Source organism: Pseudomonas lactucae (genome assembly GCF_036688725.1).
GTDB classification, from domain to species: Bacteria; Pseudomonadota; Gammaproteobacteria; order Pseudomonadales; family Pseudomonadaceae; genus Aquipseudomonas; species Aquipseudomonas lactucae.
Genome location: NZ_JAQQPT010000022.1, coordinates 63,201 through 84,944, shown reverse-complemented (window position 1 = coordinate 84,944; position 21,744 = coordinate 63,201). Strand labels below are relative to the sequence as shown.

The 21,744-nt window shown below is 60.5% G+C and carries 17 protein-coding genes; 6 read left to right on the top strand and 11 right to left on the bottom strand.

Annotated features, from left to right (window positions below; all coding sequences use genetic code 11):
• The first annotated feature begins 22 nt into the window (after positions 1-22).
• Positions 23-1,489 carry a hypothetical protein gene (locus tag V6M90_RS23635; protein WP_332847219.1) on the top strand — a complete coding sequence of 489 codons (1,467 nt, stop codon included), beginning with the start codon at positions 23-25 and terminating at the stop codon, positions 1,487-1,489.
• 416 nt (positions 1,490-1,905) lie between these two features.
• Positions 1,906-6,177: a hypothetical protein gene (locus V6M90_RS23630; RefSeq protein WP_332847218.1), complete on the top strand. Its 4,272-nt coding sequence runs from the start codon at positions 1,906-1,908 to the stop codon at positions 6,175-6,177.
• Positions 6,178-6,201: 24 nt separating this feature from the next.
• Here V6M90_RS23630 and V6M90_RS23625 read toward each other — a convergent pair whose 3' ends face one another.
• Positions 6,202-7,065 (bottom strand): LysR family transcriptional regulator, encoded by an 864-nt coding sequence (locus V6M90_RS23625; protein WP_003174895.1) that lies wholly within the window; start codon positions 7,063-7,065, stop codon positions 6,202-6,204.
• Positions 7,066-7,196: 131 nt separating this feature from the next.
• The gene (locus V6M90_RS23620; RefSeq protein ID WP_332847217.1) at positions 7,197-7,943 is read right to left on the bottom strand and encodes an alpha/beta fold hydrolase; all 747 of its coding nucleotides are present in this window, start codon (positions 7,941-7,943) and stop codon (positions 7,197-7,199) included.
• A 332-nt stretch (positions 7,944-8,275) separates the two neighbouring features.
• Here V6M90_RS23620 and V6M90_RS23615 point away from each other — a divergent pair, with 332 nt between their 5' ends.
• The 3 genes from V6M90_RS23615 to V6M90_RS23605 all read left to right on the top strand — a co-directional run bounded on the left by V6M90_RS23615 (position 8,276) and on the right by V6M90_RS23605 (position 11,730).
• Positions 8,276-9,613, top strand: a complete 1,338-nt coding sequence (locus tag V6M90_RS23615; protein ID WP_141063147.1) for a lysine N(6)-hydroxylase/L-ornithine N(5)-oxygenase family protein — start codon at positions 8,276-8,278, stop codon at positions 9,611-9,613.
• Between the two features lie 66 nt (positions 9,614-9,679).
• Positions 9,680-10,900, top strand: a complete 1,221-nt coding sequence (locus tag V6M90_RS23610; protein ID WP_003174892.1) for a putative DNA modification/repair radical SAM protein — start codon at positions 9,680-9,682, stop codon at positions 10,898-10,900.
• A complete protein-coding gene (locus V6M90_RS23605; protein ID WP_305427458.1) occupies positions 10,897-11,730 on the top strand; it encodes a TIGR03915 family putative DNA repair protein in 834 nt (277 codons plus the stop codon). Before V6M90_RS23610 ends, V6M90_RS23605 begins: the two co-directional genes overlap by 4 nt.
• A 411-nt stretch (positions 11,731-12,141) precedes the next feature.
• On the opposite strand, the gene V6M90_RS23600 is transcribed toward V6M90_RS23605, so the two are convergent.
• From V6M90_RS23600 to ctlX, 7 genes are all read right to left on the bottom strand, one after another.
• Positions 12,142-12,639, bottom strand: a complete 498-nt coding sequence (locus V6M90_RS23600) for an Lrp/AsnC family transcriptional regulator (protein WP_017527026.1) — start codon at positions 12,637-12,639, stop codon at positions 12,142-12,144.
• Between the two features lie 5 nt (positions 12,640-12,644).
• The gene (locus V6M90_RS23595; RefSeq protein WP_181408574.1) at positions 12,645-13,475 is read right to left on the bottom strand and encodes an ABC transporter ATP-binding protein; all 831 of its coding nucleotides are present in this window, start codon (positions 13,473-13,475) and stop codon (positions 12,645-12,647) included.
• A gap of 3 nt (positions 13,476-13,478) precedes the next feature.
• Positions 13,479-14,192 (bottom strand): ABC transporter permease, encoded by a 714-nt coding sequence (locus V6M90_RS23590; RefSeq protein ID WP_305427457.1) that lies wholly within the window; start codon positions 14,190-14,192, stop codon positions 13,479-13,481.
• Positions 14,189-14,890: an ABC transporter permease gene (locus V6M90_RS23585; RefSeq protein WP_003174887.1), complete on the bottom strand. Its 702-nt coding sequence runs from the start codon at positions 14,888-14,890 to the stop codon at positions 14,189-14,191. Before V6M90_RS23585 ends, V6M90_RS23590 begins: the two co-directional genes overlap by 4 nt.
• A 125-nt stretch (positions 14,891-15,015) precedes the next feature.
• Complete coding sequence (locus V6M90_RS23580) at positions 15,016-15,795, bottom strand: ABC transporter substrate-binding protein (RefSeq protein WP_332847216.1); 780 nt, start codon at positions 15,793-15,795, stop codon at positions 15,016-15,018.
• Positions 15,796-16,053: 258 nt separating this feature from the next.
• Positions 16,054-17,100, bottom strand: a complete 1,047-nt coding sequence (locus V6M90_RS23575; protein ID WP_332847215.1) for an ornithine cyclodeaminase — start codon at positions 17,098-17,100, stop codon at positions 16,054-16,056.
• An 11-nt stretch (positions 17,101-17,111) separates the two neighbouring features.
• A complete protein-coding gene (ctlX, locus tag V6M90_RS23570; protein ID WP_141063143.1) occupies positions 17,112-18,038 on the bottom strand; it encodes a citrulline utilization hydrolase CtlX in 927 nt (308 codons plus the stop codon).
• 239 nt (positions 18,039-18,277) lie between these two features.
• Here ctlX and V6M90_RS23565 point away from each other — a divergent pair, with 239 nt between their 5' ends.
• Positions 18,278-19,171, top strand: coding sequence for a GNAT family acetyltransferase (locus V6M90_RS23565; protein WP_003174883.1), 894 nt, complete (start codon positions 18,278-18,280; stop codon positions 19,169-19,171).
• Between the two features lie 67 nt (positions 19,172-19,238).
• Here V6M90_RS23565 and V6M90_RS23560 read toward each other — a convergent pair whose 3' ends face one another.
• Together V6M90_RS23560 and lpdA are read right to left on the bottom strand one after the other, a co-directional pair.
• Positions 19,239-20,258, bottom strand: coding sequence for a branched-chain amino acid aminotransferase (locus V6M90_RS23560; RefSeq protein WP_332847214.1), 1,020 nt, complete (start codon positions 20,256-20,258; stop codon positions 19,239-19,241).
• Between the two features lie 103 nt (positions 20,259-20,361).
• Positions 20,362-21,741: a dihydrolipoyl dehydrogenase gene (gene lpdA, locus V6M90_RS23555; RefSeq protein ID WP_332847213.1), complete on the bottom strand. Its 1,380-nt coding sequence runs from the start codon at positions 21,739-21,741 to the stop codon at positions 20,362-20,364.
• Between the last annotated feature and the right edge of the window lie 3 nt (positions 21,742-21,744).

Below are 21,744 nucleotides of genomic sequence, written 5' to 3'. Positions count from 1 at the left end.
TTTAACTATGGATGGATAAAAAATGAAATCGAAAAAAGCCTTTATGCTGGGCGCGGCCATGGCGGCCTCCTGCTTCGTTTCGGCCTTTGCCCTGGCCGAGCAGTACCCTTCGCAACCCACCCCCAAGCTGACTGCGCAGGCGGTCAAGCAGGCCGCGCAAAAAGCCCTCAAGGCGGGCGGCACGCTCCAGGCCAAGCCCATCTCCGCGCAGTTGCAGCAAAAACTCAAGGCGGCGATGGCGGTCAAGGCGGCCGCAAAATCCAAGGCCGTGGCCAGGCAACCGGCCAAAACCACCCAGGTTGTCAGCGCTGACAGCGAGTTGAAGAAACCCGCCCAGGACCAGCTGAAAACGGCGGTTGCCGAGTTCGTGCCGCTGTTCCCGACGCTGGACGTCAACACCCTCTACACCATCACCGATGTGCAGACAGGCCAGGAATTTCCCTACCACTTCAACCTGCCGCAAAGCGCTCGCGTGCTGGTGCAACTGATCGATCAAAGTGCCGGTGCCAATATGTCGCTGAGCCTGTTCCGGGATGACGGCCAGGGCAATCCGCAGCTGGTCGATACTTCCGACAACGCGGGCAATGCCGATGAGTTCCTGGGCGGCGTGCTGCCGCCGGGGGATTACTACTGGTACATGGTGGCCAACGAGGCGAGCAACGCGCAGTTCAGTTTTGGCGTGGCGGTGGACACCAACATCGACGCCTACGAACCCAACGACACCCCGCAAGCCTCGTTCGTGCTGCCCGACGCGTTGAACAAGGTGACCGGCAACCTCGATAACCCCAACGATGTCGACTATTTCGCGTTCCAGGCCACCCGTGGACAGAACGTGGCGATGTCCCTCAGCGATGACAAGAAAGGCGTCCGTGACCAGTGGATTTTCGAGCGTCTGGAAGGTAACAACTGGGTCCAGGTACCGGCCGGCGATAACCTGGTTGCCTCCGGTCTGGCGCCAGGCGCTGTGGCGCAGGTGCGCATCCGTGCCAACCCTGGCGTCACCCAGGACCCGAATGCCCAATACAAACTGACCCTGGGGTCGGCGCCGAGCTTGAAGAGTTTCGATGTGAAGGGCGACCACATTGTGCGCGTGCCGGTGTCGGTGTTCCCGCTGGCAACACAGACTGCGCGTACGCTGAACTGGTCGACCCAATGGGCCGATTCCACGGGCGTGCCGTTGCTGGGTGTGACGCCGATCCTGCGCGTCGACAAGCGTTTTGACGGTGCCGAGTTCCATTGGACTGACTTCAAGGCCACCACCAACAGCGCGGGCGCGACCTTGGCCAGTGCCGGCCTGGGTGAGTGCTTCGGCGATTACCGTGTGGTGATCCCGGACAGCAGCACCGGCGTGGCGTACAACTGGGACACCACCTTCAACTTCGGCGGCTGGCGGATCGAGCTGGACGAGTTCCCAGGTGTGGGGGTGGGCGGTGATAACGTTCCCTACGTGAGCCTGGGGCATATCTGCACCCAGGACATCAAACACTGATACAGCGCGGTAAATGAAAAGGGGCAGCCTGAACCGGCTGCCCCTTTTTTATTCAAATTGTCTCAAGACCCATGGCGTTACTCGGATGCGTCTCACAGGAAGTAGACGCTGCCGAAAAAGCGGTGGAGCAGGCCCGCACTGATTTCAAACTTTTGGCGTTGGCACAGGCTGCACCGCAATGCACGTTTCAAGTTTTGCCGGATAAGTCTGATAGTTTGTTTTTTCACTGAGTTGATACGTTTGCCTGGCAAGGATGCTCACTGCGTCAAGGATGCCTGGATTGATAGTCTTGCATTAGGGCAGATGTATCCATGAATTCAATTACCGTTCAACCTCCGATACCGACTTCTCTGCCGCCCCCCGCCCCGGTTGTCGACACGTTGACATCACCCCAAGAGCAGCAAGACCCTCCGGTCATGGATCGCACCCGCAGGCAAGTGCCGCGCGCGCAAGGGCCTGGGCAGCCGGCTTTTACCGCAGGCATGTCGGATGAGGAGGTTCTCATGATTTATCAAGCCAAGATGAGTCAGGGCAAGTTAGGGGTTAAAAGCCAAGACTACAGAAACGGCTATGAGACACCCTCCTCAGTCAATCTGCCTGGCTACGTCAAATCGATGAATGACGTGCAGCTCATGAGGTTGGCGCTGGATCAACACTTCAGTCCGGAGCAATTGGGTGCTCTGCAGCGCATCGTCGAGCAGCGTATTATCTCCAGCGTTCAAAATAATGTCCGCGTGTTCTCGAAGATTGTGTCGGGCGAAGGGGTCAAGCTGACCCCTTTACCTCAAAGCTACTTTCTGAGCATGGTCAATCAGTTGTCCGGTGGGGAATGCGCAGGGTTCTCACATCTGCTGTCGTTGGCCGTGGCGGAAGGTAAACATCACACGTTCATGAGCAACGCTTATCAGGCGATCGCTCACCCGGACACTCCCGAATCCCAAGCGTTTTTCAACGAGATAGCCAAGGTCCAGAGCCGAGTCAAGGAGCGTGGTATCGCACATGATCCTGCGACGGTGAAGCTGGAAGCCTATGCCACCATCGCTTCGCGATTGCAGGACGCGCCCGCCACCCAAACATTATTGATCAGCAGCAAAGGCCACCGCTTGTCGGCCGGTGTAATTGTCGACCCGCAGGGTAAACGCACTTACTACTACAGCGATCCCAATATAGGTTTGGTTGAGTTTTCGTCTCTCAAAGCCTTTGAGCAAGGGTTGAAAAAGATATTTACCAGTCCCGAACTTAGTCATCTGACCTCTCCTGTACAAAGCGGACCGGGCGGCCCCAAGTACTTGATCAGTGTGTTCAATTCCAACCATGTCCCTGAGGTGAACGGTGCCTCCAACAGCATCAAATTCATGTACGACGCTCCCCTTGCAGGGCTCGATACCGTCAAGGTGATCGATGCTTCCCGCCTGCCTACGCTTGACGAGTTTCGTGCCCAGTCGCCGGCCCCTGAACCTGCGCAAAAGGCCGATTACGATCGTGTGACACAGGGACTGAAAAAGCTGCACGACGCCAAGGGGATGCCCCAGTTTCACCAAGCGTTGGAGGTACTCGACTCGGTCAAGACTTTTATTGCCAGCTACCCAAACTCCCCGCTTGTATCTGTCACGAAAAATCTTCAACAACGCTTGGTCAATGTGATCAACGAGTCCGCCGCGCCCGCGCAATACCCTTTTGTATTCGAGCGTATGGAGCGCGAGCGCACAAACCTTGCCCGCGACAGTATTCATGAGCCAAAACGGTTCCATGTGGAGGATATCGCGGGGGTCAAGGTTCAGATATCAAGCCATGATGACGGCGACCCGAACCGGCCAGAAAAAGTGACCGATGCCATTCGGGCAGCGCTATTGAAACTTCAACACAGTGACCCCGACGCAGCCAAGTCTGTGGGTAAAGAGATCAAGGTGATCATTGCCAACCCTGGTGATCAACCGCAGTCGCAGCTGCGTCTGGACAACCCTCCCACGTTAATTGTGGGTGACGATTTCTTTGCCCCTGCCTCTGCACGCGGCGACACTGTTGCTGATCGAGTCGGCTCCGAGGCTCTGGCCAAGGGCGCTGACGGTACGGCCCAAAAGCAAGCCGCGATGATCGCCGGCAAGCTGGGAATGGTGGGTTACTACAAGGCCACGCCCAAAGAATTCCTGAGCGCGATGAATAACACTGAACCGTTTCGCGACGGCGGCCATCAACTCAGTGCTCGGGCCTCCAGAAGTCAGTTTGATTTTTTGGAGGAGTCTTTCGTCGCCGGTCTTTACGATGGAAAGCTCGACAGTTCTGCCGAGGAATCACGCAAAAAACTATTGTCCCCTCGCGCAGAAAAAGACCCGAAGCCAGTTCCGGTAAAACCAACGACCCCTGGAGTGGTTCCGATTGACGAAGCGCAAGTGAAGCATCTACAGAAACTCGATGCGAGCCACGGCCCTCTCCGAATCGGCGAGTTGGACGTCAGCCGTGTCGAGCTCTACAAAATGGGGGGCAGTATCAACGGCCGTCCGGTTGAAGCTGCACTGGCCGGTGACACCGATGGCAGCAAGCTGATCAGCCAGTTGCAGATCGACTATCCCCGTTTTGCGGCCCACCTGCGAGCGGAGCCGGGTGAGGCCGCCGATCGTGTGGCCAATGTACTCGCCGAGATCGCGGCGCACCGTTCACCGGTCTCGGAACCGCTGATCCAGCGGGGCGATGGGTCGACGATCGCTGAGGCATTGCAAAAGCAAGTCCATGAACTGCGCGAGCATCACGCTTCGATAAAGGCGCTGAAGCACAGTAAGCAACCGATGCCTGAGCATTTTTTCTCTTCGGGTAATCCAGGTCCACAGGCAGGTAGCAGGGCGGGCGGACTCGCCTTTCAGGCGTTCAGCAGTTTTCAGGGACTGCGCACTTCCATAGAGGCGCTTCAGCGTGGTGATACGACGGCAGGCGCACTAGGTCTGGGCGCAGTGGCATCGGATTTTGTCGGGGCAGGGATAGAGGTTGGCGCGAATAAGTTGGCGCAGAAGGTGGTCAACGCCAGCGCGTCGACCGTGCTCGACTTCAAGTCGTCCAGTTTTGGCAAGATGATCGGTAAAATCGCCGGCGTTGCCGGAGCCGCCATCAGCATTCCCTTTGATGCCTACAATGCCATCGATTCATTCAATAAAGCGGGCCGCAGCACCGGCAAGGAAGCTCAGGATCATTATGTCCACGGAGCTTCTGCGGTCGTCAACGCAGTCACGTCGATTGCTCTGGGGGCTGCATTTTTGGCCGGTGCCGGTGCAGCAGGACCGGCGGGACTTATCGTGGCGGGCACTTTGATGGCTGCCCAAGCGATTTACTCGGCGGTGCGTACGGTTGAGGACATTGATGAACATACACCGCTTACGGATGAGCAGAAATTCTCGATTGGCATGAAGTCATTTCTTGGATTTGAGCCGGGCTTCGACATCATAAAACCCTATCTGGAAGCGAAGTATTCCAAGGAACACGAGTCTCGAAACTGGATTCGCCACAAAACATTCTTGAAAGGCCCGGCCGGCCAGCATTTTGAACGCGTTGTCTTTGGTTCCACCGACGTCGAGGCAAAGCTGGTCCCAGGCAAAGTTCCGCTGACGCCCTTCCTCTGGTACTCACCCATTACTTGGGTGCTGAACCTGGGCGAAATTGACGGCGAGGTGCCGAGTGTTGGCATCACTGGCGGCAACGACCATATTTCAAGTCCTTTCAAATCATGGAACGGTAAGCCTGTTAACGCCGTTGAAGGCGAACCGGGGGAGAACAAGGCCACGCTCTGGGATCTGGGCGACGGCGATGACTGGGTCACAGGCATGCAGAAAAAGCCAAATTACTTTTTATTGGGAGCAGGCAAGAAAGGAATTAACGGAGGGGACGCGGACGACACGGTGGTCCTCAATGCCGATGCGCGGCAGGTACTTGAACAGGCTCAGCAAGTCTCTGAAACCGAAAAGGCGGGCTTCAGCCCACGGCAAACTTCACTCAATGGCGGTGGGGGACGCAATACGCTGTCTTTTTCGGGCGCTTTGAGTGTCGATTATGAGGAGAATGGCGAGAAAAAAGCGGCGAGGTACCAGGGGCATGTGATTGATATGAATAACAATACGGTATCGGTTAAAACCGAGCGTTCAAATACACAGGGCGTGAAAAAAATCGCTCATTTCCAATCCTTCTCCAATGTGGCTACGGTTGAGAAAGGGGAAAGCTACATCCAGGGCAATCATGAGAATAATTGGTTTGTCCTCAACGGCACTAAGGATGAGGTCTTTACGGGCCAAGGCAACAACCTCGTGACTATAAACGGCGGCGCCCATGTCACCGGGCAGGGCGGGACAAATACTTATATCGTCAACAAGCACCACGAGGCGGTGACAATTGATGACCCTGGCAGCAGTACGGTCAAACTGGATTATTCCGCTGAGCAGGTTACAGGTTGGAGCGTTTCGCCCTCTGGCGATTTGACCGTCAAATTGACTGTGGATAATGATCTGGATACAGGCCCGCAGGAGCGAGCACTGACCTTTAAAAATGCGTTCTCCACTAGCCTCGAAGGCGGCAATATGGCGCGGCCGACCTTTATAACCAATGATGGGGTGATGATGTCAGTTACCGCTCAACGAAAGACTGGCTCATGGGTGAGTATTCCTGGGGTGAGTCGCATGAAAATTGACCTCGGCAAACCTGCAACGTAGGCACTGTGGTTCGGGCTATGGGGCTCACATCAGCGGGTCCCAGCGTTGCGACCAGTCACTTTCGGCCTTGACCACCCCGCGCAGCAATTCCAGCGCACGCTGCAACACCGCCGAATCCCGCGCCCGCGAGTACACCAGGTACGTCGGGAAACTGAACTCCGGGGCCTTGGGCACACGCCGCATCACGCCGCTGTCCAGGTAGCTTTGCACCACCCGTGTGCGGAAGTAACCGGCGCCGCCATTTTCCAGGATGTACTGCAACGCCAACGGCCCCAGGTTGAAACTCACCGCCGCGCGAGCTTTGTCGGGCAGGGCGGCGTCATGCTGTTGGCGAAAGCCCGGGCCCCAATCGATGTACACGTAGGGCTCGGGCTGGCTCACCAACTGCACCAGGATCAGTTTTTCTTCCAGCACCTGCTCCACCTGCAACCCCGGCCAGTATTGCGGCTGGAACACCAGCGCGGCGTCGAGCACGCCCAGCTCCAGCTGGCGCAGCAGGTATTCGCCTTCGCGGATTTCCGTGCGCAGCGCATGCCCGGGGATGTGTTCGCGCAGGGCCTGGGCCCAGCCGAGCATCAACGGGTTGCACAGGCTCACCTCGCCACCGATATGCAGCACATTGCGATAGCCATCGGGCAACGGCAGGTCGCGGCGCGCGGCTTCCCAGGTTTGCAGCAACTGATTGGCGTAAACCACGAAGGCCTCGCCGTCGGCCGTCAGCCGGGCGCCGGCGCGGTTGCGCACGAACAGCGTACAGCCCAGCTGGTTTTCCAGGTTCTTGACGCGTGCGGTGATGGCGGTCTGGGTGACGTGCAGTTTCTCAGCCGCCGCGGCCAGGCTGCCGCAGCGGGTGATTTCGAGGAAAGTGCGTGCCAGTTCGATGTCCATGAAGCCCCCGGAGAAGAATGGGCGACAGTGTAAAGGTTAGGAATTGGAATGCTACACGCAAGGCTATCGGGAGCACGTTGCGTAAAACTCCGGAAAACGTTGATGGCGCGAGAACCGCGCTGAGCCAGGTGTCAACGCAGGGTGTCATTTCCACCACTCGAATCCAGGCAGCGCGTGGACGGCGGCGGCTGTTTGCCGTAGGCGAGAAAGTCGCCGATCCATTGCATGACGCAGTTGTTGGCGCCCTTGAGATGCACCTGTTGCACCTGTGCGGCGCTGGGGGCGAACGGGGCGGCGTTGACCAGCACCATGCGCGCCACACGTTCGGAAAACAGCTCGGCGTAGCGGCTGCCCAGGCGAGTCGCCTCGGCGTTGCCCAGGTAATGCAGTTGCGCGTCACCCAGTTGGGCGCGTACGAACTCCATGTCTTGCGCGGCCTGTTCCACGGCGTTGGCCTGGTCGAGGTTGCGCGGGTCGAGTTCGATGATGTCGTAGCGGTTGAGCAGGGTGCGATAGGCCTGGGTGGCGTAGCTGCCCCAGCGGCTGGCCAGGTGCACGGCGAAGGTACCGGCTGTTTTGTTTGACGGTGCCTCGCCGGCCTGGACGAATATCAGGCCCTCGCGGCTCAGCGGCTGGCGCGCGCCGACGCGGGTCACCCGCAGGCGCAGGTTGCCTTGCCCTGGCGCGGCGTAATTGCGCGGCACGCTGACCAGGCCGCACTGGGTGCGCTCCAGTACGCTTGGGTCCAGGCGTTCAACGCCAGGCAGCGAGCAATCCAACTGCCAATCGATAGCGGTGGGCTTGATCAGCGGCTCGGCATGACCAAGGCTGGCTGCCAGCCAGAGGCCGCTGCACGCGAGGTGTTTTGCAAGCGTCATCAAAAGGTCCAGGGCGGCCGTGTGGTGGCGGCTTTTTTACCAAGTACCCTGGGCGGTGAATGTAGGCTTAGCAGGCGACTGATGTACGAAAACGGATTTTTGTTTATCGGATTCAGCTTTGCCAGCCGCCACCCGATGCCTTGTACAAAGCGATGCTGGCCGGCACATGCTCAAACTGCCATTACGCAATGGGCGAATCGGACGCGCGCTGATGAGCCGTTAGTTAAATTTTATTTCGCTGTCCTCGTTTCCTATCAACACATGATCTGTTTTGCAGGTCTTGAAGGTATTCCCGCCCCGACCGCCATGGGGCTTATCCAGAGGACACTGGAATGACACAGGCAATTGCTTCGCCCGCGGTTCACGACCTGATCGGTATCGGTTTCGGCCCTTCGAACCTGGCGCTGGCCATCGCCCTGCAGGAGCGTGAAAAGGCGCAGGGCAAACTGGACGTGCTGTTTCTCGACAAACAGGCCGACTATCGCTGGCACGGCAACACCCTGGTCACCCAGAGTGAATTGCAGATTTCCTTCCTCAAGGACCTGGTGACCCTGCGCAACCCCACCAGCCCGTACTCCTTTGTCAATTACCTCAAGGCCCACGACCGTCTGGTGGACTTCATCAACCTGGGCACCTTCTACCCGTGCCGCATGGAGTACAACGACTACCTGCGCTGGGTGGCGGGGCAGTTCCAGGCCCAGAGCCGCTACGGTGAGGAAGTGCTGGCCATCGAGCCGATCCTGCATCAGCAGCAGGTCGAGGCGCTGCGCGTGATTTCCCGCGATGCCCTGGGTGAGCAGCATGTGCGCACCACCCGTTCGGTGGTGGTCAGTGCCGGCGGTACACCGCGCGTTCCCGAGGCATTCAAGGCGCTCAAGGGCGACAGCCGGGTATTCCATCACTGCCAGTACCTGGAACGCATGGCCGCCCAGCCCTGTGTCGACGGCAAGGCGATGCGCATTGCGATCATCGGCGGTGGCCAGAGCGCGGCCGAGGCCTTTATCGACCTCAATGACAGCTTCCCGTCGGTGCAAGTGGACATGATCCTGCGCGGTTCGGCATTGAAGCCGGCGGATGACAGCCCGTTCGTCAACGAAGTGTTCTCGCCGGCGTTTACCGACCTGGTGTTCCAGCAAGTCGGTGCCGAACGTGAGCGTCTGGTGGCCGAGTACCAGAACACCAACTATTCGGTGGTGGACCTGGACCTGATCGAACGCATCTACGGGATTTTCTATCGCCAGAAAGTCTCCGGCATCGCCCGCCATGCCTTCCGCACGATGACCGTGGTCGAGAAAGCCACCTCCGGCCCGCTGGGCATCGAACTGGTGCTGCGCAACAACGCCACCGGCGCCACCAGCACCCACCACTACGACGCAGTGATCCTGGCCACCGGCTACGAGCGCCGGATGCACCGTGAATTGCTCGCCCCGCTGCACGCCTACATGGGCGACTTCGAGGTGGCGCGCGACTACCGCATCGTCACTGACGAGCGCTGCAAGGCGGGCATTTACATTCAGGGCTTCAGCCAGGCCAGCCATGGCTTGAGCGATACGTTACTGTCGGTATTGCCGATTCGCGCCGACGAAATTGCGGCGTCGTTGCACGCATTGGACCGTGGGCGTGACAAGGCGCGTGCGATGCAGGACCTGCTGCTGGCCACCGCCAGCTGACAGACTGCACTTGTGACCCACAGGGCTGCCTGATACTGTACAAAAAACCAGTATCGGTAGCCCTTAATGCAGTTGATCGAAAAACTCAGCATCCTCGCCGACGCCGCCAAGTACGACGCGTCCTGTGCCAGCAGCGGCGCGCCCAAGCGCAGTTCCGAGGGCAAGGCGGGGCTGGGGTCCACCGACGGCATGGGCATCTGCCACAGCTACACGCCCGACGGCCGCTGCGTATCGCTGCTCAAGGTGCTGCTCACCAACTTCTGTCTCTACGATTGCCAATACTGCGTCAACCGCCGCTCCAGCGACGTGCCCCGTGCGCGTTTCAGCCCGGAAGAGGTGGTCACCCTGACCCTGGATTTCTACCGGCGCAATTGCGTCAGCGGGCTGTTTCTCAGCTCGGGCATCATCCGCTCGGCCGACTACACCATGGAACAACTGGTGCGGGTGGCCCGGCTGCTGCGCGAAGAACATGACTTTCGCGGCTATATCCACCTCAAGACCATTCCCGAAGCGGACCCGGCACTGATTGCCGAGGCCGGGCGTTATGCCGATCGCCTCAGCGTGAATATCGAGTTGCCCACCGACGCCAGCCTGCAGACCCTGGCGCCCGAGAAGCAGATCGGTTCGATCAAGCAGGCCATGCAGACCATCTACACCGGCGAGCAGACCGTGCTCAACGAGCCCCGCGCCCCGCGGTTTGCCCCGGCCGGGCAGAGCACGCAGATGATCGTCGGCGCCGACGACACCGACGACAGCACCATCCTCCATGGTGCCGAGGCGCTGTACGGCAACTTCAAGCTGCGTCGCGTGTACTACTCGGCGTTCAGTCCTATCCCCAATAGCCCGAAAAGCGTGCCGTTGGCCGCGCCGCCGCTGATGCGCGAGCATCGTCTGTACCAGGCGGATTTCCTGTTGCGCAGCTACGGCTTCAGCGCCAATGAACTGTTCGAAGGCCCTGGCCACCTGGCGCTGGATATCGACCCCAAGCTGGCCTGGGCCTTGGAGCATCGCGAGGTGTTCCCGCTGGACCTGAACCGCGCCGAACCCACCCTGATCGCGCGAATCCCCGGTATCGGCCTGCGCACCACCCAGCGTCTGGTGGACCTGCGCCGCGAGCGCAAGATCCGCTTCGAAGACCTGGCGCGCATGCGTTGCGTGCTGGCCAAGGCCAAGCCGTTTTTCATCACCAGCGACTACCATCCGCAACAGGCTGAAAGCACCAGCGTGCTGTTGCGCGAGCAACTGCGCGACCGTCCGCAGCCGCAGCAGATGGGGTTGTGGGGATGATCAGCCTGGAATGCGACAACCTGTTCAGCACCTGGCGCGAACAGGCGCGCTGGCTGCTCAGCCATCAGGTCGACCCCAGCCAGGTCAGTTGGGGCGAGGCCGAAGTGGCGGACCTGTTTGCCACCGACGAACCGATACCCACCGGGCTTGGGCCGTTCCAGGCACGTATTCCCAAGGCGCTATTGGAACTGCTGGAGTCGGCCGCCTGTTATCACGGTGACCAGCGCTGGAGCCTGTTGTATGAAGTGCTGTGGCGGGTCAGCCATGGCGACCGCACGGCCATGCTGGCGGGCGACAAACTGGGCAGCGAGTTGCAGCGGCGTATCAAGCAGGTGAGCCGTGAAGCCCATCATTTGCATGCGTTTGTGCGGTTTATTGCGCTGCCGCCCGAGGCGGGGCCTGAGTTGCCGGAGTATGTGGCCTGGCATGAGCCGGCCCATGACATCCTGAAGTCCGCCAGCCAGCATTTTGTCGGGCGCATGGGGCGTCATCGCTGGATGATCGCCACGCCACTGGACGGGGTGTATCACGACGGTGAGCAATTGATTCATCAGCGCCAATGCCCTGAGGCCTGGCGCCAGTTGGCGCAGAGTGTCGAAGACCCGCACAGCGCCATGTGGTTGACCTACTACAGCCATATTTTCAACCCGGCGCGGCTCAATCCCAAGGTAATGGAGGGGCACCTGCCGAGCCGGTTCTGGAAGAATCTGCCGGAGGGTAAGTTGATCCCGGGGTTGATCAGCGAGGCCCGCACGGGCAAGCAGAAGGATGGACAGGCGAAGCTGATTGGCACTAAACCCGGCAAACGTATTTCAAGTGGGCACGGTTAGAAAAGTGGGAGGGACGGTGCGACGATTCGGTTTGCCCCGGATGGCCAGAGGTATCGACACAACTGCTTGCTCTTTGGCTGTTGCTGTTGCTCTGGCTTTTGATCTTGATGTCAGGCGCCCCGTCAAACACGCTGGCCGCAATTCGATATTGATTTGGGGGGTAAACCGGCAGGGATGCCGGTTTAGCCGCCCCGCGCCATGGATGGCGCGTGGCGGCGGCCCCCCAAATCAATGTCGAATTGCGGGCACACCGAGCCTAAGCGAGGTGCCGAGTGTTGGGGCGAAGACCTTTTGCTTACTTTTGGGTCTTTCCAAAAGTGAGCCGCTGTAAGAGCGGAACCATAAGAAGCCGTTACCGCAGAAATGGATATGTACTCGGTTTTTAAATTTCCAGTGTTTTGGGAAAGGCCATCAGGTCAGTTCAGTGGCGGTGTTCTTGACCACCGCAAGCTCCGGATGCGCCACCAGCTTGTCGATATGCAGCTCATCATTGTTCAGCCAGGTCTCGGTCAGCACCCGGTAATGCTCCATGTCCCGACAGCGCATCCTCAGGCTGTAGTCAAACGGCCCGCTGATCAGCTGGCATTCGAACACCTGGGGGCAGGCTTTCACGCAGGCTTCGAACGCCCTCTGCGCCGAGCGCCCGCTTTGGTTGGACAAGGCCACCAGTACCAGCAGCGACAGCCCTGGCGAAACCATCTGCACATCGATGATGGCCCCGTACCCACGGATCACCCCACGTCGCTCCAGCTTGCGCACCCGCTCCAGGCAGGGGCGTGGCGTGAGGTGCACCAGCGACGAGAGTTTTTCGTAGGTGATCCGACCCTGATGCCGCAGCACTTCGATGATCGCCTCATCGATGCGGTCCAGCGCGGGGGAGGTATGGGGTCCGTTGGCCTTGGTATCCATGGGTTTCACTTCAAACGGTTGGAAAGAAATTGCTGCAAGCGCTCGCTGTTGGGGTGGTCGAGGATTGCGGCGCCACCTTGTTCTTCGACACGGCCCTGATGCAGGAACAGCACTTGGCTGGACACCTGGCGGGCAAAGCCCATCTCGTGGGTGACCATCAGCATGGTACGACCTTCCTCGGCCAACGTCTGTATGACTTTGAGGACTTCTCCTACAAGTTCCGGGTCCAGCGCTGAGGTCGGCTCATCGAACAGAATGATTTCCGGCTCCATCGCCAGGGCGCGGGCGATGGCCACGCGCTGTTGCTGGCCGCCGGACAGGAATGCCGGGTATTGGTCCGCCACGCGGCTCGGCAGGCCGACCTTGTCCAGGTACAGCCGCGCGCGTTTCTCTGCTTCGGCGGCGCTCACGTTCAGCACCCGGCGCGGGGCCATGGTGATGTTTTCCAGTACAGTCATGTGGCTCCACAGGTTGAAGTGCTGGAACACCATCGCCAGGCGTGTGCGCAGGTTCTGCAATTGCGCCTGGTCCGGCGCGCGGGTGCCGGCGCGGCCTTGCTGCATTTCGATGCTGATGCCGTCCAGGGTGATCACCCCGGCGTCAGGCTGTTCCAGAAAGTTGATGCAACGCAGCATCGTGCTTTTGCCCGAGCCGCTGGCGCCGATCAGGCTGATCACATCGCCGTGGCGGGCGTTGAGGGACACGCCCTTGAGCACTTCATGTTCGCCGTAGCGTTTATGGATGCCTTCGACTTGAAGCTTGACGGCAGCGGTTGCGCTGTTGGCAACGGGAGTATCGACAGGATAAGCGGCCAGGGCCTGCGCGGACTGATTCATGGGTTAGCCTCGGGTAGGAACGAGAAAGCGCATCCAGCGACGTTCGGCCAGTCGAAACAGGCCCACCAGTGCAAAGGACAGCAGCATGTACAGCAGGGCCGCGATACCGAAGGCCTGGAAGGTCAGGAAGGTTTCGGCATTGGCGTCGCGGGCCACTTTGAGGATGTCGGCGACCGTGGCGGTGAACGCCAGGGAGGTGGCGTGCAGCATCAGGATCATTTCGTTGCTGTAGGCCGGCAATGCGCGACGCAAGGCCGCCGGCACCACCACAAACAGGTTCAACCGCCAGCCGTGCAGGCCATAGGCGCGCGCGGCTTCGATCTCGCCATGGGGAATATTGCGGATCGCCCCGGCGAAGATTTCCACGGTATAGGCACAGGTGTTGAGCACAAAGGCCAGCAGGGTGCAGTTCAATGCATTGCGGAAAAACTGGTTGAGCAGGGCGTTGTCCTGCACCACTTCCAGGCTGTACAGCCCGGTGTAGCAAATCAGCAATTGGATATACAACGGCGTGCCACGGAACAGGTAGGTATACATCTCGACCGGCCAGCGCAGCCAGAAATGCGCCGAGACCCGGGCCAGCGCCAAAGGGATCGACAGAAAGAAGCCGAGCACCACCGAGATAATGAACAGCCATAGGGTCATGGCCACGCCGGACAACCCCGCGCCGTCGCTGAACAGGTAGGCCAGGCCGTATTGCTGGAACAGTTCGATCATCGCGCCATCCCCTTGATGCCGAGGTTGTAGCGCCGTTCGAGGCGCTTGAAGATGCGGTTGGAAAGGGTGGTGATCACCAGGTACACGAGGCCTGCAAGGATCAGGAAGTACAGCGGCTCGCTGGTGGTCTTGCCGGCGTTTTGCGCGGCCTTGACCAGGTCCGACAGGCCGATGATCGACACCAGCGCCGTGGACTTGAGCAGCACCAGCCAGTTATTTCCCAGGCCCGGCAGCGCAAAGCGCATCAACTGCGGGAACAACACCAGGCGAAAACGCTGCCAGCGACTCAGGCCATAGGCGGTGGCGGCCTCCAGTTGGCCGACCGGCACGCTGAGAATCGCGCCACGGAAGTTCTCGGTGAAATACGCGCCGTAGATAAAGCCCAGGGTGATCACCCCGGCGGTAAACGGGTCGATCTCAAAATAGTCCCAGCCGAAGGTTTCGGTCAGGTCGTTCAGCCACAGTTGCAGGCTGTAGAAAATCAGTAGGATCAGCACCAGGTCCGGCACGCTGCGGATCAGCGTGGTGTACAGCGTGGCCGGTACCCGTAGCCATCTGGCGGCGGATAGCTTGGCGCCGGCGGCGATCAGGCCCAGGGTGAGGCTCAGGGCCAGTGCGAGGAACGCCAGCTTGAGCGTCATCCAGGCACCCTGCGCCAGCATCGGGCCGTAGCCGTGCAGGTTGAGGAGGTCGTTCATCGGGGATATCTCTAAAAGGAAGGCGCGGACAGTCCGTGTCGGAGCAGGCTTGTGTGGGAGGGCGGTGCGACGATTCGACTTGCCCCCTCCCTCATAAGCCACCTCACACAGGGAATTGTGAGGACTTACTCGTGGTAGATGTCCTGGTCGCCGAAGTACTTCTTCTGGATCTGCGCATAAGTGCCATCGGCCTGTACGGCGGCGATGCCCTTGTTGATCAGATCGCGCAGTTCCTGGTCGTTCTTGCGCAGGCCCATGGCGATGTCCAGCGGCAGGGTCGGGTCCTTGAAGGCCGGGCCGGTCTTGAAGTCGGCGCCTTCAGGCTTGGACAGGAAGTTGAGCTGGGCTTCGAGCTTGTCGGTCAGGGTGGCATCGAGGCGACCGTTCTGCAGGTCGGCGTAGTTCTGGTCCTGGGACTGGTACGCCTTGACTTGGGCACCGAGCTTGGCCAGATGCGCACGGGCATAGGCTTCCTGCAGGGAGCCTTGCAGTACGCCGACCTGCTTGCCCTTGAGAGATTCCGGGGTGTCGCCGAAGTCGGTGCCTTTGCGGGTGATCACGGACGTCGGGCTGAGGAACAGGCGGTCGGTGAAGTCGATCTGTTTTTCGCGGGCCGGGGTCACGGCCATGGACGACATGATGGCGTCGAACTTGCGTGCGCGCAGGGCCGGGATCATGCCGTCGAATTCGTTGTGCACCCAGGTGCATTTCACTTCGAGCTTGGCGCAGATCGCATTGCCCAATTCGATATCGAAACCTTGCAGGCTGCCGTCGGCGGCGACGGATTCGAAGGGAGGGTATTCGGGGAACACGCCGAAGCGGATTTCTTTCCATTCCTGGGCGTGGGCGGCGGTGGCGCACAGTGGCAACAGCAACGCAGCGAAGAGTGATCGCAATGGAGTCATGGTGTAGTCCCTATATTTTGTAATTGATGTCAGGGCAGTAAAAAAGGGTGCGGCATGCATTCAGTGGGTGACGCTTTGGCCGGGCTCAGAATGCTTTATGATGGTGCGTTTTTTGTGTCGTTTACCCGGTGCGCAAAGTGCTAATTGCGCTGTTAAAAAGCGCAATGCAGCGGAATCGGCTGCCGCACGCGCTAAATCGGCTTTTTACGCATCGAAATCTGCCCTGGCCTGGGCGCAAAGCGGCAGGCCAGAGCGGTCTCAGGCGCGCTTTTTGTGCTGTGCGCCCGGCTGGTGGGCCAGGCGTGCGAACAGGTCCTTGGGGTCGGCGAGTTCAGGCACCAGTTCCAGCTCGCTGCCTACATCCAGGGCCTCGGCCACGTCCAGCACGTAGCGCAGGGCCGAGTAGTCTTCGATGGCAAAGCCCACCGAGTCGAACAGCGTGACCTGGCGCGCGTTTTCGCGGCCGGGTTGCTGGCCATTGATCACCTGCCAGAGTTCGGTTACCGGCGAGTCTTCCGGCATATGCTGGATTTCACCTTCGATGCGGCTTTGCGGTTCGTACTCCACGATCACACGGGCGCGTTCGACGATGCGGCGGTCCAGCTCGGTCTTGCCCGGGCAGTCGCCGCCGACGGCGTTGAGGTGCATACCGGGTTCGATCATGTCGTCGGTGAGGATGGTGGCGTAGGCCTTGTCGGCGGTGACAGTGGTGACGATGTCCGCGCCTTTGACCGCTTCGGCCACGCTGGCGGCCAGGATCACTTTGATCGCCGGGAACGCCTTGAGGTTGGCCGCCAGCTTGGCGGTGGCCTTGGCGTCGATATCGAACAGGCGAATCTCATTGATGCCGAGCATGGCGTGGAAGGCCAGGGCCTGGAATTCACTCTGCGAGCCGTTGCCGATCAACGCCATGCTGCGGCTGTTGTCGCGGGCCAGGTAGCGTGCCACCAGCGCCGAGGTCGCGGCGGTGCGAATGGCGGTGGTCAGGGTCATTTCCGCCAGCAAAACCGGCTTGCCGGTGTCGACATCGCCCAGCGCGCCGAAGGCCATCACGGTGAGCATGCCAGCCAGGGTGTTCTTCGGATGACCGTTGACGTACTTGAAGGCGTACAGCGACGCGTCGGACACCGGCATCAGTTCGATCACGCCATCCGGCGAGTGGTTGGCCAGGCGTGCGCATTTTTCGAAATCCTGCCAGCGCAGGTAGTCGGCGTGGATGTACTCGGCCATCTCGGTGATGCAGGTTTGCAGGCCTTTTTGCGAAACCAGGTAGCTGAGGTCGTTGACGTCGATATAGCGGGTCATGGCAATACTCCTTATTGAAATGAGGGGCGGGCGGGTAAATGCACTTCCGCCAGCATGCAGCGAGCACTGCCGCCGCCGATGCGTTCGATGTTGTCGATATTCACCACCACCGGTCGCGTATGGCGCTCCACATGCTGGCGCTGCGTCGGTTGCAATGCGCCCCAGGCGCTGGCGGACATCACCAGCAGCGGCTGGCCGTCGCGGTCGTGCACTTCGAGCATGTTGCCGGCGAAGGCTTCCAACTGGTCGAAGTCGAGGGCGAGGATGTCCTTGCCGGTGTCGCGCAGGGAGCGTTCCAGGGCCAGGCGTTCAGCTTCGTCCGGCAGCGCTTGCAGGCACACCACCGAGAGATCGCGGCCGACGCTCATCATCACATTGCTGTGGTAGATCGGCGCGTCATGGCGGTCGACCGCGTGGAATACGCACAACTGGTAGTCGAGGCGTTCGGCGAATTGGCGCAGCGCGTCGTGGTGGGTGCGCCCGGAGTGGCAGGCGTAGCTGATGCGATGCTGGCGATCGAGGACCATGCTGCCGGTGCCTTCGAGAAAGATGTCGTGCTGTTCCAGATGGCTCAGGTCAATGGTGTTCTTGACCATAAAACGCTGCTCCAGCACTTGCAGCACACCCTTGTTGCGCTCCAGGCGTCGGTTCTGGCCTTCCATCGGGTACAGCACCAGGCTGCCGTCGGCGTGACTGCTCCACCAGTTGTTGGGGAAGATCGAGTCGGGGGTGTGGGGCGCCGGGGTGTCCTGCACCACCAGTACTTCCACGCCGTGCCGGCGCAGGGTGTCGACGTAACCGTCGAATTCTTCCAGCGCTTTCTGCTGCGCGCTGAGCGGGTCCAGGGGCGGGCGCTGGAAACGGTTGTTGATCGCGGTGTCCGGGTTGAAGGCAAAGCGCGCCGGGCGAATCATCAGGACGGTATTGGTGGTTTGCATGGGGGCACGGGTCCATGGGGGATCTTGTGCCGCTATTCTGGGCGTTATACGGGGTGAATCCCGGCTGAAAAAGCGAAGTGGCTCAGCCGGGAAAGCTGAAACGGTGGGTTCGGCGGCCGAATCGGCTGCCGGATTGAAATGCGGTCAAACTGTGGGAGGGGGCAAGTCGAATCGTCGCACCGCCCCCTTCCACATTGGTACAGTGGCCACTGTAAAAGTGCCGTCAGCCTGGAGGAGTCATGTCTACCGCCGTTCGTCTCGCTCAGCCCACCGATGCCGAGGGAATCAGCCAAGTCATCCTCGCGGCCCTGCACAGCAGCAATGCGCGGGATTACCCGGCGCAGGTGATCGCCCGAGTGGCGAGCAACTTCACCGCCGACGCTGTACTGGAACTGCTCAAGCGCCGTGTCGTACTGGTAGCGATCCAGGATCAATTGATTGTCGCCACGGCCGCCCTCGATGCGAACGTGGTGCGCTCGGTGTTCGTCAACCCGGCGCTGCAGGGGCAAGGCATCGGCCGGCTATTGATGATTGAAATCGAATTGCGTGCCCGCGAAGCCGGGGTGACGGTACTGAGCGTGCCGTCCTCGCTGACGGCCGAGCCGTTCTACGCCAAGCTGGGGTTTCATACGGTGCGTGACGTTTACCACGGCAACGAGCGCACGCTGGTGATGGAAAAGACGCTGCTGTCGCGCCATCCCATCGGGCCGTATCGCGACCGTCAACACCGCGCACAGGTGGTCGCGTTGTGGCAGGAGGCGTTTGGCTATGACACCGCCCATAACCTGCCGAGCCTGGCGATCGATAAGAAGTTGGCGGTCGATGATGGGCTGTTCTTTGTTGCAACCGATAAAAAAACCGTGATCGGCACAATTCTCGCCGGGTACGACGGGCATCGTGGCTGGCTGTATTCGGTGGCGGTGCACGCCGACTATCGGCGTCATGGCCTGGGGTCGTCGCTGGTGCGCTATGCGGAGCAGGCGTTGACGGCGTTGGGCTGCATGAAGATCAACCTGCAGATCAGCGGCGGCAATGAGGCGGTGGTGGGGTTTTATGAGGCGCTGGGGTATGGGGTGGAGCCGAGGATCAGTATGGGCAAGAAGATTGCGGAGAATATCCCCAAACGGTCTTGAAGACGCAGGCAATCCAATGTGGGAGGGGCGGTGCGACCCTCCCACAGGGTATTGCAGTGTTGCTGGGTTAGACTTTTACGATCCAGCCGGCTGGCGCTTCAACATCGTCGGTCTGCACACCGGTCAGCTCTTTGTAGAGCTTCTGGGTGACCGGGCCCACTTCGGTTTCACTGTGGAACACGTGCAGTTGGCCGTTGTACTGGATACCGCCGATCGGCGAGATCACCGCTGCGGTGCCGCAGGCGCCGGCTTCCTTGAATTGATCCAGCTTGTCGATGAACACTTCGCCCTCGACCACTTCCAGGCCCAGGCGGGTCTGGGCCAGTTCGATCAGTGACAGGCGAGTGATGCCTGGCAGCACCGAAGGCGACTTCGGCGTGATGAACTTATTGTCGTGGGTGATCCCGAAGAAGTTGGCCGAACCGACTTCTTCGATCTTCGAGTGGGTCATCGGGTCCAGATAGATCGCGTCGGCGAAACCGGATTTCTTCGCCTCCGAGCCCGGCATCAGGCTGGCGGCGTAGTTGCCACCTACTTTGGCGGCGCCGGTGCCTTGTGGGGCGGCGCGGTCGAAGGTGGAGATCTGGAAGTTGTGGGGCACCAGGCCGCCCTTGAAGTAGGCGCCGACCGGGATGCAGAACACCGAGAAGATGAATTCCGGCGCGGTGCGCACGCCGATATTGTCACCGGTGCCGATCACGAACGGGCGCAGGTACAGCGCGCCGCCGCTGCCGTACGGCGGGATAAAGCGCTCGTTGGCCTTGACCACTTGTTTGCAGGCGTCGATGAAGTCTTCGGTCGACACGTGCGGCATCAGCAGGCGGGCACAGCTGCGCTGCATGCGCGCGGCGTTCTGGTCCGGACGGAACAGGTTGATCGAACCGTCCTTGCAGCGGTAGGCCTTGAGGCCTTCAAAGCACTGCTGGCCATAGTGCAGGGCGGTGGAGCCCTCGCTGATGTGCAGCACGTTGTCGTCGGTCAGGGTGCCAGCTTGCCATTCGCCGTTTTTCCAGGTCTGGAGAAACCGCTTGTCGGTCTTGATGTAGTCAAAACCCAGCTTGTCCCAATTGATGCTTTCGTTACCCATGACACCCTCTATCTCTGGTCAAGTCGGATTTTTTCTGAATGGGCGCAACAATACTTCATTCGCTGGCCCGTTCGCATCCCCTGTAGCGCCCTCGCCACAAAAGCTACAGATGAAGCGCGTGGCCCAACGCCCGGAGTGCGGCTTCCTGCACCGCTTCACCCAACGTCGGGTGAGCGTGAATGGTGCCGGCCACATCTTCCAGGCGCGCACCCATTTCCAGGCTCAGTCCGAAGGCGGTGGACAGCTCGGACACGCCGGCGCCGACCGCTTGCCAGCCCACAATCAGATGGTTGTCGCGTCGCGCCACCACCCGCACGAAGCCGGTTTTCGACTCCAGGGTCATGGCCCTGCCATTGGCGGCGAACGGAAAGCTCGACACGATGCAGTCCAGTCCGGCGGCCTTGGCTTCGTCCGGGGTCTTGCCGACCACCACCAGCTCCGGGTCGGTGAAGCACACTGCCGGGATCGCCGCGGGGTTGAATTCGCGGTGTTGACCGCTGATCAGTTCGGCCACCATTTCACCCTGGGCCATGGCCCGGTGCGCCAGCATCGGCTCGCCGCTCAGGTCGCCGATGGCATACACATTGCGCATGCTGGTCTGGCAACGGCTGTCGATCCTGATTGCCGCGCCGTTCATGTCCAGGTTCAGCGCTTCGAGGTTCCAGCCCTGGGTGTTGGGTTTGCGACCAACGGCCACCAGCACTTGATCCGTTTCCAGCGACAAGGTGTCGCCATTCGGGTCGCGCACTTGCAGGCAGTGGTCGGCATAACCGGTGACGCTGTGCTTGAGGTACAGCTTGACCCCCAGTTGTTTGAGGGATTCGCTGACCGGCTGCGTCAACTCGGCGTCGTAGGCCGGCAGGATGCGATCCTGCGCCTCGACCACGCTGACCTCGGCGCCCAGTTTGCGATAAGCGATCCCCAGTTCCAGGCCGATATACCCGCCGCCCACCACGATCAGGCGCTTGGGCACCCGCGTCGGCGCCAAGGCTTCGGTGGACGAGATGATCGGCCCACCAATCGGCAGCGTTGGCAGGTTGACGCTGGTCGAACCGGTCGCCAGCAGCAGGTGTTCGCACTGGATGCGCTGGTCGCCGACGTCGACGGTCTTGCCATCGACTATCTTGGCCCAGCCGTGGATCACCTGCACTTTGTGCTTCTTGAGCAGCGCGGCGACGCCGGTGGTCAGGCGGTCGACGATGCCGTCCTTCCATTCCACGCTTTTGCGGATGTCCAGGGTCGGCACGTCGACTTCGATGCCCAGTTGCGAGCCTTGGCTGTGGTGCACGGTCTGCTGGAATTGCTCGGCCACGTGGATCAAGGCCTTGGACGGAATGCAGCCGATGTTCAGGCAGGTACCGCCCAACGCCTGGCCTTCCACCAGGACGGTCGGGATGCCCAGCTGGCCGGCGCGGATCGCCGCCACATAGCCGCCGGGGCCGCCACCGATAATCAGCAACGTTGTTTGCAATGTCTGGGTCATGCC